General features: G+C 59.9%; 16 protein-coding genes. 14 read left to right on the forward strand and 2 right to left on the reverse strand.

Features of this window, described 5'->3' with window-relative positions; genetic code table 11:
• Nucleotides 1–57 precede the first annotated feature (57 nt).
• Nucleotides 58–690: a ribonuclease T gene (rnt, locus tag JJL52_RS20640; protein ID WP_202054412.1), complete on the reverse strand. Its 633-nt coding sequence runs from the start codon at nucleotides 688–690 to the stop codon at nucleotides 58–60.
• A 123-nt stretch (nucleotides 691–813) separates the two neighbouring features.
• On the opposite strand from rnt, the gene JJL52_RS20645 reads away from it, so the two are divergent.
• Both JJL52_RS20645 and JJL52_RS20650 read left to right on the forward strand, forming a co-directional pair.
• On the forward strand, nucleotides 814–1608 hold the full coding sequence (locus JJL52_RS20645; protein ID WP_202054413.1) for an MlaA family lipoprotein: 795 nt from the start codon (nucleotides 814–816) through the stop codon (nucleotides 1606–1608).
• Nucleotides 1609–1777: 169 nt separating this feature from the next.
• A complete protein-coding gene (locus tag JJL52_RS20650) occupies nucleotides 1778–3370 on the forward strand; it encodes a GMC family oxidoreductase (protein WP_202054414.1) in 1593 nt (530 codons plus the stop codon).
• 1 nt (nucleotide 3371) lies between these two features.
• Here the strand turns inward: JJL52_RS20650 and JJL52_RS20655 are convergent, their stop codons facing one another.
• Entirely contained in the window at nucleotides 3372–3596 is a 225-nt protein-coding gene (locus JJL52_RS20655; protein WP_202054415.1) for a hypothetical protein, read from the reverse strand.
• A gap of 92 nt (nucleotides 3597–3688) precedes the next feature.
• Here JJL52_RS20655 and JJL52_RS20660 point away from each other — a divergent pair, with 92 nt between their 5' ends.
• From JJL52_RS20660 to JJL52_RS20715, 12 genes are all read left to right on the forward strand, one after another.
• The gene (locus tag JJL52_RS20660) at nucleotides 3689–5104 is read left to right on the forward strand and encodes an aldehyde dehydrogenase family protein (RefSeq protein WP_202054416.1); all 1416 of its coding nucleotides are present in this window, start codon (nucleotides 3689–3691) and stop codon (nucleotides 5102–5104) included.
• Between the two features lie 52 nt (nucleotides 5105–5156).
• Nucleotides 5157–5954: an MEDS domain-containing protein gene (locus JJL52_RS20665; RefSeq protein WP_202054417.1), complete on the forward strand. Its 798-nt coding sequence runs from the start codon at nucleotides 5157–5159 to the stop codon at nucleotides 5952–5954.
• A 40-nt stretch (nucleotides 5955–5994) separates the two neighbouring features.
• Complete coding sequence (locus JJL52_RS20670) at nucleotides 5995–6192, forward strand: zinc ribbon domain-containing protein (protein ID WP_202054418.1); 198 nt, start codon at nucleotides 5995–5997, stop codon at nucleotides 6190–6192.
• A gap of 224 nt (nucleotides 6193–6416) precedes the next feature.
• On the forward strand, nucleotides 6417–7529 hold the full coding sequence (locus JJL52_RS20675) for a cobalamin-independent methionine synthase II family protein (protein WP_202054419.1): 1113 nt from the start codon (nucleotides 6417–6419) through the stop codon (nucleotides 7527–7529).
• A gap of 13 nt (nucleotides 7530–7542) precedes the next feature.
• Nucleotides 7543–8463 (forward strand): CoA transferase subunit A, encoded by a 921-nt coding sequence (locus JJL52_RS20680; protein WP_202054420.1) that lies wholly within the window; start codon nucleotides 7543–7545, stop codon nucleotides 8461–8463.
• The gene (locus JJL52_RS20685; protein ID WP_202054421.1) at nucleotides 8456–9304 is read left to right on the forward strand and encodes a CoA transferase; all 849 of its coding nucleotides are present in this window, start codon (nucleotides 8456–8458) and stop codon (nucleotides 9302–9304) included. Before JJL52_RS20680 ends, JJL52_RS20685 begins: the two co-directional genes overlap by 8 nt.
• 10 nt (nucleotides 9305–9314) lie before the next feature.
• Nucleotides 9315–10238, forward strand: a complete 924-nt coding sequence (locus tag JJL52_RS20690; protein WP_202054422.1) for an XcbA family protein — start codon at nucleotides 9315–9317, stop codon at nucleotides 10236–10238.
• Nucleotides 10231–11079 (forward strand): phosphosulfolactate synthase, encoded by an 849-nt coding sequence (gene comA / locus JJL52_RS20695; RefSeq protein WP_236994404.1) that lies wholly within the window; start codon nucleotides 10231–10233, stop codon nucleotides 11077–11079. The genes JJL52_RS20690 and comA overlap by 8 nt, the downstream gene beginning before the upstream one ends.
• A gap of 29 nt (nucleotides 11080–11108) precedes the next feature.
• Nucleotides 11109–12623 (forward strand): 2-phosphosulfolactate phosphatase XcbC, encoded by a 1515-nt coding sequence (gene xcbC, locus JJL52_RS20700; protein WP_202054423.1) that lies wholly within the window; start codon nucleotides 11109–11111, stop codon nucleotides 12621–12623.
• Nucleotides 12620–13996, forward strand: a complete 1377-nt coding sequence (gene xcbD / locus JJL52_RS20705) for a 3-sulfopropionylcysteine synthase XcbD (RefSeq protein WP_202054424.1) — start codon at nucleotides 12620–12622, stop codon at nucleotides 13994–13996. The genes xcbC and xcbD overlap by 4 nt, the downstream gene beginning before the upstream one ends.
• A complete protein-coding gene (xcbE, locus tag JJL52_RS20710) occupies nucleotides 13993–15045 on the forward strand; it encodes a coenzyme M biosynthesis enzyme XcbE (protein ID WP_202054425.1) in 1053 nt (350 codons plus the stop codon). The genes xcbD and xcbE overlap by 4 nt, the downstream gene beginning before the upstream one ends.
• A 20-nt stretch (nucleotides 15046–15065) precedes the next feature.
• The gene (locus JJL52_RS20715) at nucleotides 15066–16427 is read left to right on the forward strand and encodes an FAD-dependent oxidoreductase (RefSeq protein ID WP_202054426.1); all 1362 of its coding nucleotides are present in this window, start codon (nucleotides 15066–15068) and stop codon (nucleotides 16425–16427) included.
• The last annotated feature ends 291 nt before the right edge of the window (nucleotides 16428–16718 follow it).

The following is a 16718-nucleotide window of genomic DNA, read 5'->3' on the forward strand; positions in this document are numbered from 1 at the left end:
CGGTATTTCTTTACCTGCCTTTTGTGGATCGGGGTAAAGTGATAGGTGGTGAGGCGCTTACGGTCTGGCTATTTCCGCTTCTTCCAGATGTTTCCACCGGTTCACGATCTTGCAGAACAGGGTAGCGGTCATTTCCGCGTCGTAGAGCGCCGAGTGCGCTTTTTCATTATCCCATTCGAGGCCGGCGGCTTTGGCGATCTTGGCCAGTACCGTTTCCTGATAGACAAGGCCGCCCAAGGTGGCGGTGTCGAAAGTGCTGAACGGATGGAACGGGCTACGTTTGTTTTGCGTGCGCTGAATCGCCGCATTCAGAAAGCTCAAATCGAAGGCCGGATTATGTCCGACCAGGATGGCGCGGGTGCAGAGATTACGTTTGACCGCCTGCCGGATGGGTCTGAAAATCATGTGCAGCGCTTCGTCCTCGTCGATGGCCATCCGGAACGGATGATACGGATCGATGCCGTTGAATTTGAGCGCCGATTCGTCGAGCTCGGCATTTTTGAAAGGAATGACATGGGTCGAATAACGTTCGGTGATCTCCAGATCGCCTTCCGCGTTGAATTCTACGATGACTGCCGCAATTTCCAGCAAGGCGTTCTTCTTCGGATTAAATCCGGCCGTTTCGATGTCTATAATGACAGGTAAATAACCTCTAAAACGTTTGCCTAGAGGAAGTGAAGGTATATCCATTAAAAAAAGGAATTAAGCGGGTTGATAGAATGAGGCCGTGGTGCGCTCGAAGAGCGGTTACATTTGTGATATGTTACGCAAAGTTTAGCGGTATTGAAACCATAGCGGAATAGAGTGAGCCAAATGCAAAAGTTTAAGATACTAATGAAATGGGCGATATTGGGCTTGGCATCGTTAGCGGCCGGTTGCGCGAGCGCACTGAAGGACGAGCGCGATCCGTGGGAAGGGTTTAATCGCAACATGCAGACCTTTAACGACAATCTCGATGACTACGTGATGAAACCGGTTGCGCAAGGTTATCAATGGATCACCCCCAACTTCGTCGATCGCGGGATTACCAATTTTTTCAGCAATATCGGCGATATCGGTGTAACGATCAACGACTTGCTGCAGCTGAAGATGGCTCAGGGCGGGCAGGACGGTGCGCGCTTTCTGGTGAATACGACGGCCGGTCTTGCAGGTTTTATCGATGTGGCTACGATGATCAGCCTGCAAAAACATAACGAAGATTTCGATCAGACTCTGGGTTATTGGGGTACTCCGACCGGGCCTTATCTGGTGTTGCCGTTTTTCGGCCCCAGTTCGCCGCGCGGCGTCGGCGGACTGATAGGCGATGCGGCGATGAATCCGATCAGTTACGTGGGAATAGGCTTATCCTCCGGTATTTCTACCGCTGTATCCGGTGGACTTTTTGTGACGAATGCGGTTGACTTTCGGGCCGATAATCTCAGTTCCGAGAAGATTGCCACCGAAGCGGCGCTGGACCGTTACGAATTCTTCAAGAATGCCTACCTCCAGCAGCGCGAATATTTGGTGCATGACGGCAAGATTCCGCAAGACAAGGAGCATGAAGAATATCACTTCAATATCGATGAAGAACTGGATAAGGAGTTGACCCCGCCGGTCAGCCCTTATTGATCGGGACGGTGGGATCGGCAGAAGGGTCTTGACTGCCGGGGAATTTTGAGGGCAAGCTCTCGTTTTGCCGCGTAATCTCCGTATCGGAGAGTCCGATCGGATTCAGTCGACTTTACGGGACGAGAAAGGAAAGCGTATAGTTTTCCATTTGTCATGTGAGGTGACCGTCATGCCCAGACCGATCGTGGACTACATCATCATAGGCGCAGGATCGGCCGGCTGTGTGCTTGCCAGCCGGCTCAGCGAAGACCCTGGCCGGCGGGTGCTGCTGCTCGAAGCCGGGGGGGAAGAGGCGGTGCCGGCCATGCGTACGCCGGGACGCTTCGCCGAGCTGCAGGACAGCCCGTATGACTGGGGCGATCGGACGCAGCCGCAAGCCTTAATGCGAAACCGGCGCATTTTCATGCCGCAAGGCAGAGCGCTCGGCGGATCGAGCGCAATCAATTATATGATCTATATTCGCGGCAACCGTCACGATTACGATCATTGGGCCAGCCTCGGCAATGCCGGTTGGAGCTATGACGAGGTATTGCCCTATTTCATCAGGTCCGAAACCAACGATACCTTTCGGGACCGTTTCCACGGTGCTTCAGGTCCCCTGCGCGTTTCAAGCCACTCCCATTTAAGCCCGGTTACCGAGCGTTATCTTGCCGCCGCGCAAGAGGCCGGTATTCCGTACAACCCCGATTTCAACGGCGAATATCAGGACGGCTGCGGTCCCTTGCAGCGTACGATCGACAACGGCGAGCGCTGCAGCGCGGCCAGCGCCTATCTGCATCCTGCCCTTGAAAGGCCCAATCTGACCGTGGTCAGTCACGCTCATGCCACCCGGCTGCTGTTCAACGGTCGGCGCGCCACCGGCGTGCAATACCTGCACAATGGGATCATCGAGCAGGCCTATGCCGGCGCCGAGATCATCGTGGCGGCGGGTGCCCTGCGTTCGCCGCAGCTTTTGATGTTGTCGGGAGTGGGGCCGGCCCGGGAGCTGGAAGCGCAGGGCATCGAGGTATTCCACGATGCGCCGGAGGTCGGGAAAAATCTGCAGGACCACATTCACGTCAGAGTGCGCGCCGAGCTTCGTCAGCCGCTGACGTTCGCGGCATTGCCCGGCAGCGAGAAAACCCTGGCACAGCAGCAGTACGAGCATGATAAAACCGGGCCTCTGGCATCCAATTTTCTCGAAGCGGGCTGCTTTGTCAAAAGCCGGCCGGACGTCGAGTATCCCGATCTGCAGCTGTTTTTGTTCGGCAATCTGACGCCCGAATATCCGGAAGGAGGTTCTCCTTCGCGTCACGGCGTTGCGCTGACCGCGTATGTGAACAGGCCGCGCAGCATGGGACAGGTAACCCTGGCTTCCGCCGATCCTTTGTATCGTCCTCGCATCGATCCCAATTATTTCAGCGATCCCGACGATTTGCGCTGCCTGGTGGCAGGCGTGCGCTGGAATCTGAGCATTCTTCATGGCCGCGCTTTCGACGATATTCGCGGTGCGGAGCTGTCGCCCGGTATCGATGTTCGAGACGACGATGCCCTGGCGGAATTCGTGAGGCTGAATGCGTCGACGACATGGCATCCGACCAGCACCTGCCGGATGGGGGAAGATGCCAATGCCGTCGTGGATCCGGCCTTGCGCGTGAACGGCATTGAAGGACTGCGCGTAGTCGATGCTTCGGTGATGCCGTGCATGGTCAGCGGCAACACCAATGCCCCGGTGATCATGATCGCCGAAAAAGCGGCGGATCTGATCCGGCAGCAGGCCTAACTTACTTCTTTCCCCATTTTTGCTTAAGTTGAGGCGTCATCCCGGCACTTGCTGCCGGAATGGCGAGCCTCGCCTGCTTAAATTTACCGGCGCCGCCATTTTGCTGAGGGGGTAAATCACCTTTTCTCCGTGCTTGCCGCGCCGTTATCCGTGCGGCATCGCTCCCTTTTTTCGATTGAGCATTGGGTTGTTCATAATGGTCATCTTGCAAATTTAAGTTGTACATACTTGTGCATAGTGATAAAGTTGTTCCGACGCTAAGAGCGGACATTGATCTTTTTCACGCGTTTTTCGAGGCCGAAGTCAGGAGGTGTGATCATGGCGGGTGCGACAACAGAATCCCATAACGACGAGATTGCGGGCTACATCGGCCGCGCTCGGGACGCGCAGCAGCGCATTAAAGACTATTCGCAGGAACAGGTCGACGAGCTAGTCAAGGCGGTCTGTTGGTCCGTCGTGCGCCAGGATCATGCCGAGCAGCTGGCGAGGCTGGCGGTCGACGAGGGAGGCTTCGGCAATTATGGCGACAAGGTCACCAAGATCCGCAACCGTTGCATGGGGACGCTCGCGGATGTCCTGGCGGTCAAGACGGTCGGCGTGGTCGAGGAGATTCCCGAAAAAGGCCTCGTCAAGATCGCCAAGCCGGTCGGCGTGGTTGCGGCGCTGATTCCGACGACGGGGCCGGATGCCACGCCGCCTTTAAAGGCGCTTCTCGCTTTAAAAGGGCGTAACGCGATCATCGCGGCCGCGCATCCCAGGACGCAGAAAACTACCGAACTGAGCGTGCAACTGATGCGTGCTGCCTGCGAACAGGTCGGCGCACCGGCCGATCTAATCCAGGTAATCCAAAAACCTTCCCTTGCCAAAACCCAGTGCCTGATGCAGTCAGCCGACCTGATCGTCGCGACCGGCGGTGCGGCAATGGTTAAGGCGGCTTACAGTTCCGGAACGCCGGCCTATGGCGTCGGCGTCGGCAACAGTGTGCACGTAGTCGATGAGACCGCCGACCTCGACGATGCGGCGGCGACGATCGCCGCGGCGAAACGTCATGATCATGCGACCAGTTGCTTGGCCGATAATGCGGTGGTTGCGCAGGAATCGATTTATCCGATGCTGCTCGACAGATTGCAGCAAGCCGGCGGTTATCTCTGTGCGCCGGCGGAAAAAGCCCGGCTGCAGGCGCTGATGTGGCCCGACCCGGCGGTGCATCTGCCGAGCGTCGAGGTGATCGCCAAATCGGCGCGGCATATTGCGGAGCTGGCCGGCATCCAGGTGCCGGAAAACTGCACCTTTTTAATCGTCGAAGAGCACGGGGCGGGGGCGGATTTTCCGTTCTCGGGCGAAAAACTGTCGCCGGTGCTGGCACTGTACCGTTACGTTGCCGGCATCGACAACGCGATTGCCCAGGTCAACGCGATCACGGACTACCAGGGCCAAGGGCATACCTGCGGGATCCATACCACGAATGACGCGCATGCGATGGCGCTGGCGATGCGGACTAAAACCGCCCGGGTGATGGTCAATCAAAACCTGAACGAAGGAGCGGGCAGTCCGCGCAACGGGCTGCCCTACACGCTGAGCCTGAGCTGCGGCACCTGGGGCGGCAATATCACCACCGAAAACGTAAACGCAAGGCACATGATTAATCTGACCTGGATGTCGCGGCCGATCGCGCCGCGCACGTTCGACGAGGAAGCGCTGTTTCAGAGCCATTGGCTCAAATATCGGCGTTGAGCTGAGGTAAGTAGTAATGCACGGGAATTTAATTCTCCCTTAGAGAGTTTTCATGATGGGTAATGAAGAAAAATTAATGACGATCAGCGAAGCCGCCGATTTGTTAAAGGTAAGCAAGGCCTCGCTCAGAAGGTGGACCAACAGCGGGCTGCTGAAGAGCTACCGGGTCGGCAACCGCAGCGAGAGGCGCTTCAAACTTGCCGATTTGCTGGCTTTTGTGACGACCTCGAACGGTACGTCATCGCTGCTGGAAACTTCCCGGAATGCCGCGGCTTCCGCCGAGATGGCGGAGGCTGATTCCCTGGGATACGAACCGCGCAAGCATATCTGTACGTTTTACAAAAGCCCCAGAGAGCAGTGGCAGTTTTGCCGGTCCCATTTCCTCGAACACATTGGGAAAGAGGCGCGCATCGTCTATTTGTACCACGGCGACAGCGACCGCGTAATCAACTGGATCCGGAGCGAAGGACTGGATTTTCAAGCCTTGCAGGAAAATAGACAATTACTGCTGCTGTCCACGACCGAATCTTACAGTATCGGCGGCTTCTTCAATACCGCGCGGATGCTGGAGTTCTGGCGGAATATCGCTGCCGAGGCCAGAGCGGACGGCATCAAAAAACTGCTGCTGACCGGAGAGATGGGGTGGGCCAACTCGGATCTGCCGGGGCATGAACAGCTCATTTCCTATGAGGCCGAGCTTGACCAAATGCTCGAGTTTTATCCCTGGATCACCGTGGTGTGCCAGTATCCGGTTTATCAGATGTCGGGGGCTACGGTGTATGACAATCTTTGTGCGCATACGCACGTGCAACTGTCGGATCGCCTGGCGCCCTGCTTTTCGCCTTTGTGACGGTTTTGTAAGCGCTTGAGCTGCTTTCGCAGGAGGGACAATGCCGATTTATCTTCTCAAGTGTCCGGGGTGCGGGCATGAATTCCAGAGTCTGGTGCTGAATGGCGCCAAAATTCCCGAGGTTTGGATTTGTTCCGCCTGCGGGAGTCGTGAGGCCAAGCCGGTCGCCGAAAGGTCCAGCGATTTTCATCCGCTCGAAAAGCCGCACGGCAAAGGATGCCCTTGTTGCGGCGGTTAATTGGGGTTAATAAGGATTTAAACTATTGGTTTTTTAGGATTTGTTTTGGTATTTGCCGTTATAGGAATGCGCAATTATAAATAGGAATATACACTTATAGATCAGTATGATAAATTCCATCTCGGATCTCTTGGTGTGTGAGGAGGGAGAGGTAATTCGAATTGCCTCTAATAAAAAATGCTCCGAGTGGTCAAACAGTCCGAATCACTAATTTGGAGGTAATAATGAATAATAATAAAGTACTGATACCCACCAGCATGGTGGGCAACTATCCGAATCCGAGATGGTGGGATGCAACCTTTTCGAGACATTTCAAGGGTGACCGGCAGCCGCCCGATGCGCTGTTCCGGGAAGCACTCGAAGATGCGACCGCGGCCTTGGTGACCGATCAGCTCAAGGCCGGCCTGGATATCATTGCGGACGGCCGGCTGCACGGCGACAATTATGCCGATCAGGCGCTGTACCACTACTTCAATCGGCTCGGCTATGACCTGTCCGGCAGCCATTTGGGCTTTCCGATTTACAGCCGCCTGCATTCGGCGACGGTAACCCAGGAAATCAAACGCCGCGGCCAGATCATGGTCGAACAGGCGCGGGCGTTGAAGCGGGCAACCGACAAGCCGGTCAAGGTGCAATACACCGGCGTACAAGTGCTGGCGCAGTGTACGAACGATCTTTATTACTCCAACAGCCGCGACCGCGCGATGGACATCGCCAAAGCAATTAACGAGGATATTCTGGCGGTCGACGAACTCGGCGTCGAATACATCCAGCTCGACGAGTTCACTTGGCCTTATTTTTACGAAGACTGGGCGATCGAAGCATTTAACCGCGCCGTTGCCGGCGTTAAAAACGCGAAAATCGTCTGCCATATCTGCTGGGGCAACTGGGGCGGAACGCCGGCTTATTACCCGGACGACACCGCCGGGGCGGGCGAGGTTTTCGACTTGACCAGACGGGCTCAAAACGCCAAAAAACCGAACCCGACTTCGTCGGTCGTGCCAAAGTCATACCAGGCCAACATCGACGTGTTCAATATCGAAGGGATCGGCCGGTTGCCGTTCGAGGACTCCGGGCTGGAGATCCTGAAAGAGCATCCGGTGCCGAAAAACATGATGTTCTGGGCCGGCGTGATCGATGTCAAAAGCACCGTCTGCGAAACCGCCGAACAGGTCGCTGCAAAGATTCGGCAGCTCTTGACCGTGGTGCCGGCCGATCAATTGGGCGTGACGACCGATTGCGGACTGATCCTGCTGCAGCGCTATATCTGCCAGGACAAGCTGCATGCCCTGGTAGAAGGCGCCAAGATCGTCCGCAAGGAACTCGGCGCGGGTTAGTTGAGGATCGGCAATGTTCACCCAAGTAGACAAACGGTGCGAGTTAAGCGACCTGCTCGGGCACGTCAACGACGGCGATACGGTCGCGGTCGGCGGCGGCCTGTCCTGGCGCGAACCGATGGCGGCCTTGCGTGAACTGATCCGCCAGGGGCGTAGCGGGCTTAAAGCGGTCGGTTCCGCGCACGGGATCGATATCGATCTGTTGTGCGGGGCCGGCGCACTGGCTGCGAGCGGCGAATCTTATGTCGGCTTCGAACAGGATTTCGGGATGGCGCCGAATTACCGGCGCGCCTGCGAATCCGGTCAAGTCGCAGTCGAAGACAACTGCTGCTATACGCTGGTGCAGCAGTTGCGCGCCGCGATCTCGGGTTTGCCGTTTATGCCGATCCGCTCGGTGCAGGGCACGGGATTCGAAGCGTTGCATCCCGAATTCAAGACGATGCTCTGCCCCTATACCGGCGAAAGGCTCGTACTGGTGCCCGCGCTGAAGCCCGACGTGGCGATCCTGCATGCACATTTTGCCGATCGCCGCGGCAATCTGCACATCGACGGCCCGCCGGTCGCCGATGTGCTGTTTGCGAAAGCCTCCCGCAAAGTCATTGTAACGGCCGAGAGAATCGTCGAGCCTGAAGAGTTGGCGCACAAAGGCGTTACGATTCCTTATTTCTACGTGACCGCGGTTTGCGAGGTGCCGTTCGGTGCGCATCCGACTGCCTGCTATCCGAACTATGCCTATGACCGGCAGCATACGCGCCATTACTACGACCAGGCCAAACAGAGCGCCGACGTTTTCCGGGAAAATTACCTGAATCCGTTCATATATCAGTGCGCCGATCATCCGGCTTATCTGGAAGCGGTCGGCGGCCGCGAGCGCCTGAACGCGCTGGCGGCCTGGGGCGAGAGCACCGAACAATGGATGCGCCTGTATGAGTGAGCCTATCCGCACCTGCACGCTCGGCGAACTGCTGATCTACCAGATCGCCTTGACGATCGAGGACGGCATCCTGGCCTTTCACGGTTTCGGTTCGCCCCTGGTGCAGCTGGCGCTGCATCTGGCCAAGCGCAGCCATGCGCCGAACCTGGTGCTGGTGGCGGGCGCGACTTACGCGGTCAATCCGACGCCGGCCTTCTTGACCCCGACTTCGAACGATTTCGCGATGAGCCTGGGCGCCGAATGCGGCCTGGACATCGAGGAATTATTCGATTTGGCGGCGAGCGGGCGGATGGGCCGGATGTTTCTGTCGGGCCTGCAGATCGACCGCTGGGGCAATATGAACGTGACCCGCTTGGGCAACGCCGAGCATCTGAAGCTGAAGCTGCCGGGCGGTGGCGGCGGCTGCAACCTGTCCTGCGATGCGGAGCATGTCACGATCTGGACCGCGGCGCACCGGGCGCCGCCGGATTCGAAAGGGCAGCGCCGTTTCCGGCTGGTCGACCGCTGCGATTTCGTGACCAGTGTCGGGCACCGCGCCGCCGACGGCACGCCGCGTTCCGAGCTTCCCTACCGCGGCCAGGGGCCGGATCGGATCGTAACGGACCTGGGTGTTTTCGATTTCGATGAAACCGGGCATGCACGCCTCCGCGCTGTGTATCCGGATACCGACGCGGCGCTGGTGGCCGAGAATACCGGTTTCGATTTTCCGGTCGCGGACGGCCTTGGGATTGCTCCATTGCCGGAGCCGGACATGATCGAGCTGATCCGCCGTCTGGACCCGATGCAGATCCATCGGCGCGAACTCTCGCATGCCGATCAGAACCGCGCATTCGAATTGTAGGAACAGACGGATGGCGAACACGAACGGCGGCATTCTTCAGGTAGGGCAATTGAGGCAGCGCGAAAACTTCGTGCCGTTGCCTTACCGCTCGGTCAGTTTTCAGCCTTACGATGGCCCCATGACCGCGGAGGCGATCGAGCGTCACCTGCTGAACCGGGAGGTATACCGGCGCACCGACATCGTAGTGTTGCACGGTCCGCATCGCGACTATGCGGTCGCAGCGGTGCAGCGGGCCGACTCGGATAGCCTTTTTACGCGGGCGGAAAAAGTCGAAATCCTTGGATTACCCCCCGATTGCGTGCTGATCGAAGACCCGGAAACCGATCCCGCGAACCGTTCGGCGTTGGCTAAAACGGCCGTCGAGCACGGCGTCACCCCGGCGCAGACCGCCATCGTGATCGGCACGTTCGATCATGTGAATATCATCCACCGCCCGAATCCGCTGCGCCTGCGCGTGGTGGAAGTGGTGCCGCCGACGCCGCCGAAATTGCTGCACATGGTCGAGCATGTGCTCAGCTACGCCGATCTGCCGCCCATTTTGCTGGAGCCGGTCACGATCGACCTGCGTGAGCTGGCCGCGACCGTCGCGCCGGAAGCTTACCTGGTGCCCTGCCGTTCGGGCGGCCTGGACGATCTCGGCGCGCCGGTGCACTTTTTGGACGAGCGGCCCCAAAAACGCGAGAACTGGACGCTGCTCGGCTGCGAACGGAGCCTGCAATTCCACCGGCATTATTATGGGGACGAGCCGCCGCGGGTCGAAATGTGCCCGCGCAAGCTGACCCGGGAGGATGACCGGCTGACGCTCCTGAAATGCTGTCTGCTCGAATACGACATCGAGCGGGACGGCAACCGGATGATCGTGCCGTGGGGAACCGATTTGCCGATGCTCGAAAAAGCGTTGCATCAATTAACGAGAGATTTTGTTTATGGTTGAAATGGCCTGGGAAAACATCATTTCCAGCGTGCGCGATTCACGGAGCGTAAAACCGCGCAAGACCGGCTGCACGATGGTGATGGACGTCGGCAAGGGAATTGCCGAAACGCAAGGCATTCTGGAGATGGCGGGCCCCTATGTCGATCATTGGAAATTCGGCTTCGGCACCTCCGTGTTCGTCGAGAAAGCTTTGCTGCAGGAAAAACTGCGGCTGCTGGCCGAGCACAATATCCTGACTTTTCCGGGCGGCACGCTGCTGGAAGTGGCGCTGCTGGAACATCACTGCCGGGTTTACATGGCGCATGCGAAAGCGCTCGGTTTTCGGGCGGTCGAGATTTCCGACGGCACCCTGCCGATTCCGCGCTTCAGGCGGCGGCGCATCATCGAGTGTGCGTTAAACGCCGGTTTGATCCCGATCACCGAGGTCGGCAAAAAAGATCCGAAGCGGCAACCGACCGTCGACCGGATTGCCGACGAAGTGCTCGAGGATCTGGAATGGGGGGCGGCTTCGGTGATTCTGGAAGGCCGGGAGTGCGGCCAGGGCGTCGGCGTTTACGACGAAGACGGCAATGTCGAGGGTTTTGAAGTCGAACGGCTCGTCGAATTGCTTGGTCCCCAAATCGACGCGGTGATTTGGGAGGCCCCGCTGAAGTCGCAGCAGGTGTTTTTCATCGAGAAATTCGGCGTGAACGTCGGCCTCGGCAACATCAGCCCGGACCAGGTGCTCGCCGTCGAGGCGCTGCGCAACGGGCTGCGCTTCGATACGCTGAACCGGGTCTCCGACAAACTGGTGCGTACCGGCGAGTGGGATCCGAATGCCGTCGAACAGGACGAACGTTAATCCCTTATTAGGCTGAGTTAGAGATCGGCATGGCAGCACGGCAACCCGCAGAATCCTTCCGGCAACAGGCGCTCGAAATCGGCGGCCGTTTGCAGTCCGGCCCGTCCGAATTATTGGTGAATGCGGTTTTCGCCTGGGAATTGCAGCATCAGCTGCATTTGTGCGACGCCGTGGGCCTGGCCGATATCGCCCAGACCCTGGCGGCGCTCGAATCGGGAATCCTCCCCGAAATCGAGGGACGGCAATTGCTGGCGGCCTTGCTGGAATTGCAGCGGCAGCCCGGCGATTTCGTGCCGGATCCCGAGTGCGGCGACATCTATACCAATCGAGAAGCCTGGCTGGTGCGGCGCACGCCCACCGTCGGCTGGCTCGGCGCCGGACGCGCCCGCCGCGAAGCGATTACCACCGCGTTCGTGCTGGTAATGCGCCGGGCCGTGCTGGACTTTCAACTGGCCTTGAGCGAGCTCGGCAGCGTACTGGTTGCCCAGGCCAGCCTCAACCGGCTGGCGATCATGCCGGACTACACCTATCTGCAGGCGGCGCAGCCGACGACGCTGGGGCACTATCTCTTAGGTTTCGCCTATCCGTTGCTGCGCGATCTGGAACGGCTCGATCTGTTGTTCGGCCGGCTGAATTTGAGCCCGATGGGCTGCGGCAGTACCAACGGCTCGCTGATTCCGCAGGGCCGGCAACAAACCGCGCAACTGTTGGGCTTCGACGGCCTCGTCGAGCATTGCCGGGACGCGATGTGGCAGGCCGATCTGTGCATCGCCTGCGCTTCGATCCTGAGTTCCGGCAGCATCACCTTGAGCCGGCTGGCCGAAGACCTGCAGATTTTCAGTACCCGCGAATTCGCGCTGATCGAACTCGACGACCGGCATGCGCGCGCCAGCAAAATCATGCCGCAGAAAAAAAACCCGTTCGCGCTGACCCATGTCAGGGCGCTGGCGAACAAGATGATCGGGCTTCTCGCCACCGTAAGCGCAAGTTCCAGAACGCCCAGCGGCCAGCCGGACAATCGTTTGGCGATTTACGGCGAACTGCCCGAAGCGGTGCATCAGGCTGAGCAAATGGCCGCGCTGATGGCCGAAGTGCTCATGCATTTGAGGTTCGATGCCGAGCGGGGGCGCCGGCTCGTCGAAGCCAGCTGGACGCAGGCGACCGAACTTGCCGAAACGCTGGTACTCGAATGCGGCCTCGATTTTCGCGCGGCGCATCAGCTGGTCGGCTATCTGGCCGGCGAGTTTCGGGAACGGAGCATTCGCGAACTGTCTGTCGAAACCATTATTGCCGCCGCCGAGCAGCGCCTGGGGCGGCGCATTGAATTATCCGCCGCGCAGCTCGAAAAAGCGCTCGATCCCTTGCAGGCGATCCAGTCCCGGCAGGAAGCGGGCAGCACTTCGCTGAAAAGCATGGAAACGATGTTGAACGACTGCCGAGAGCAATTCGGCGGCTACCGGGAGCGGGCTCTCGATCGCCGCACCCATCTCGAAGGCAAAGAAAAGACCTTGCTGTCGCTGGCCGAGGCTCTGGCGGAAACATGATCGACCCGGTGCACATCAGCGATTCTGCGATCTACGGCTCGGCCTGGAGCACGCCGGAGCTGCGCGCGCTCTTCTCCGAGCGGCATAAAATCGGCGGCTGGCTCGAAATCCTGTCGGTTCTGGCGGATGTTCAGGCGGAATACGGCCTGATTCCGGCCGTAGCGGCACGGGAAATCGAGGCCTGCAGGCATATTGACGTCGATGAGGCTTTTCTACGGGAGGCCGGCGAAGGTTTCGCGAAAACGAACCATTCGCTGCTCGGCCTGATCAACGTGCTGAAAGCACGGCTCGGGCCAAGGGGAGGAGAATGGCTATGCTACGGGGCCACGGTACAGGACATCACCGATACCCAGACGATGCGGGTTTTGATGAAGGTTCGGGCCCATTTTATCGAAGACATCGGTCAGGTCGAGCGTTGCCTGCTCGATCTGGCCGCCCGCCATCGCGACACGCCGATGTGCGGCAGAACGCACGGCCAGCCCGGCCTGCCGATCACCTTCGGTTTTAAGGTCGCGGGCTGGCTGGAGGAGATGGACAGGCACCGCCTGCGCCTGATCGAAATCGGCCCGCGGCTTGGGGTCGGCCAATTGGCCGGCGGCGTCGGCAGTCTGTCGTCGTTCGGGCCGGACGCGCTGGCGCTGCAGCAAAAATTCCTGCAGCGCCTGGGCCTGCAGCCGCCTGCGATCTCCTGGACCAGCAGCCGCGACCGCCTTGCCGAATGGCTGAATCTGCTGGCGCTGATCACCGCCACCGGCGACCGCATCGGCCAGGAAATCGTGCAGTTGCAGCGTCCCGAAATCGGCGAGCTCGGCGAAGGCTTTATGCCGGGGGCGGTCGGCAGCATTACGATGCCGCAAAAGCGCAATCCGGAGATTTCCGAGCATCTCGGCACGCTGTCCCGCGTGGTTCGGCATCATGCCGCGCACATGGCCGAGAACCTGGTGCATAGCCACGAGCGTGACGGACGTTCCTGGAAGGGCGAATGGGCGCTCGTTCCGGACGCCACGCTGGCCGCCGGTAAGGCGCTGGCTTTGCTGAAAACGCTGCTGGCCGATTTACAGGTGCATGAACAGCGCATGCGGGCGAATCTCGATGGCGGCCGGGGCCTTATTTTCGGCGAGCGGACGATGCTGGCGCTGGCCCGAAAGATCGGCAAGCAGAGCGCGCACCGTCTGGTCTACGAGATTGCGATGCACGCTCAGCAGGAGAGGCTGCATTTGAAGGAGGCGCTTCGCCTTGATGTCCGGATTGCCGGGCTTTTGGCGGCGGACGAGATTGAATCATTGTTCGACCTTCGCGCCAGCATCGGACATTGCTCCGAAATGGTCGAACGGGTGATCCGTTCGATCCGTTTGCCGGAGCCGCCGCGATGAAGCTTCCCGTAAACGACGCGCAGCGGCGGGCAGCGATTCAGGCCCTCGAACGGAAAATCCCGCGCCGCCGCCTGGCATCCTATCCCACGCCGTTGCAGCGCGTCGGACTCTTGTCCCCGGCCGATGGCGGACCGGCGCTTTGGATCAAACGCGACGACCTGATCGGTTTCGCGCTGGGCGGCAACAAAATCCGGGGATTGGAAGTGATGTTGGCCGATGCGACGGCGAGGGGGGCCGATACGCTGATTACCGGCGCCGGCGTGCAGTCGAACCATGTGCGCGCGACCGCGTTTGCGGCGGCGCATGCCGGCCTCGACTGCATCGCGGCCTATTGGGGCAAGCCGCCGGCGCAGATCGACGGCAATTACCGGGTCACTACGATGCTGGGCGCCGGCGTGTATTTCACGCAGGACGACGACAGGGCGAGCGTGGATGCCGCAATCGAAGCCCTTGCGGCGCAACTGCGCGGCAGCGGCAAGCGGCCTTACCCGATCCCGCGCGGCGGCGCCTGCCTGATGGGGGTATTGGGCCATGTGCTGGCCGTCTGCGAGATGTACCAGCAATGCGCGGAGCTTTCGCTCGGTCCGGACGCGATCGTGCTCGCGGTCGGCTCCGGCGGCACCCATGCGGGCTGGCTGCTCGGCACGAAGCTTTTGAATCTCGACTGGCCGATCGTCGGTTACAGCGTCAGCCGCGACCCGGCCGAAGCGATACTGCAGATTGCCCGCCTGGCCAATGAAGCGGCGGCGTGGCTGGGCTTCGAATGCGGTTTTTCGGCGGCGGACGTGCAGGTCGAGGGCGGCTTCATCGGGCCGGGTTACGGCATCCCGAGCCCCGTAGGGGCGGCGGCGATCAAACGGTTGGCCCGCGCGGCAGGTGTACTGCTCGATCCGGTATACACCGGCAAAGCGATGGCCGGCTATTTGAACGGTCTGGGCGCCGGGGCGTTCGATGCCTGCGGAAATGTGATCTTTTTGCACAGCGGCGGCGAGCCGGCCTTTTTTGCGGGAAACGGCGAATGGCTGAACATTCATCCGCAGGTGCTATAGGCCGAAGGCAAGGGGGAGGCATGCGAATCGTGATCATAGGAGGCGTGGCGGCCGGCGCGAAAGCGGCGGCCAAGGCCAAACGGGTCGATCCCGCTCTGGAAATCATCGTTTTTCAGGATGAATCCGAGGTGGCCTATTCGGCCTGCGGACTGCCTTATGCCATCGGCGGCACGATCAAAGACCCAAACAGGCTGGTGATCAGAAAGCCGGAAGCCTTCGCGAAAGACGGCATTCAGGTGCTGACCGGCCGCCGCGCGGTAGCTTTGGATACGGCCGGCCGGGAGGTTACGGTGCGCCATCTGGACGATCGGCGCGAAGCGGTCGTTGCTTACGATCGCCTGATTATCGCGACCGGCGCCTTGCCGATCGTGCCGCAGGTCGAGGGCGTCGGCCTCGACGGCGTGCTGACGCTGCGAAAGTTCGGCGATCTGGCCCGCTTCGCGTCTGTTCTGGACAGGCTTCGGCCGAAACGGGCGGTGATCGTCGGCGCCGGCTACATCGGCATGGAACTGGCGGAAGCCTTTCACGGCCTGAACATCGAAACGGCGATCGTCGAAAAATTCCCGCGCATTCTGCCGAAATTCGACCCGGAAATGGCCGGGCTGGTCCACGAGCGCCTGGCCGAACGGAAGGTGGAACTGGTTCTCGGCGACGGCCTCTCCGGATTGGAAGGCGCCAACGGCCGGGTCGGCGCGGTCGTGACCGAATCCGGACGAACCCTCCCGGCCGATCTGGTCGTGCTGGCGATCGGCGTGCGTCCGAACGTCGAACTGGCGCAGGCCGCCGGCCTTGCGCTCGGCAAGACCGGGGCGATTGCGGTCGATGCCCGGATGGAAACGAACGTGCCGGGCATTTTTGCGGCCGGCGACTGCGCTGAAACGGTCGACCGGGTGTCGGGCCAGCCGGTCTGGCTGCCGCTCGGCGACATTGCGAATCTGCAGGGCCGTGTCGCGGGCGAAAACGCGGCCGGCGGCGATGCGCGTTTTCCGGGCGTGTTCGGAACCGCGATTTTCAAGACTTTCGACCTGAACGTGGCGATGACCGGCTTGTCCGAGCAATCGGCGCGCGCGCACGGCTTCGACCCGATTTCGGTGTTGATGAAACGCGGCGACCGGGCCCGCTATTATCCGGGCGGACTGGAGTTGAATCTGAAGCTGATCGCCGACCGCCGCGACGGGCGGCTGCTCGGCGCGCAGGTAATCGGCGAAGGCAAGGCGGACAAGATGATCGATATTGCGGCGACCGCCCTGCTCGGCAACTTGACCTGCCGGGATTTGGAGAATGCCGACCTGGCCTACTCGCCGCCGTTCAGTCCGGTGCTGTCGCCGATGATTATGGCAGCCGGTGCCTTGAGCAGCCGGCTTGCGGGGGTGGCGGACTGACACGCCGCGGCGACCAGCGCTGGCTCTGGCGCTATAAAACGATGGGCTTCCTGTGTCAGCCCATCCTACGGCTCTCCGGCCTCCTGAAGGGAATGCCGTTAAGATCAGCCGGAATCTGGCCTTTTAAGGGAGTTGCAACTTAACGCCATAGCTTGACGCGCATTGATCGCGAACGATGGGCTTCCTGCGTCAGCCCATCCTACGGAATACGTCATACGCAATCATCCTACTGCTCTTGTAGATACCGTCTTAAAAGTCAAGACAACCTTCCGTAATTGGGTTGATAAGGTT

Origin of the sequence: Candidatus Methylomicrobium oryzae (genome assembly GCF_016745425.1) — a bacterium.
Classification (GTDB): Bacteria; Pseudomonadota; Gammaproteobacteria; order Methylococcales; family Methylomonadaceae; genus Methylomicrobium; species Methylomicrobium oryzae.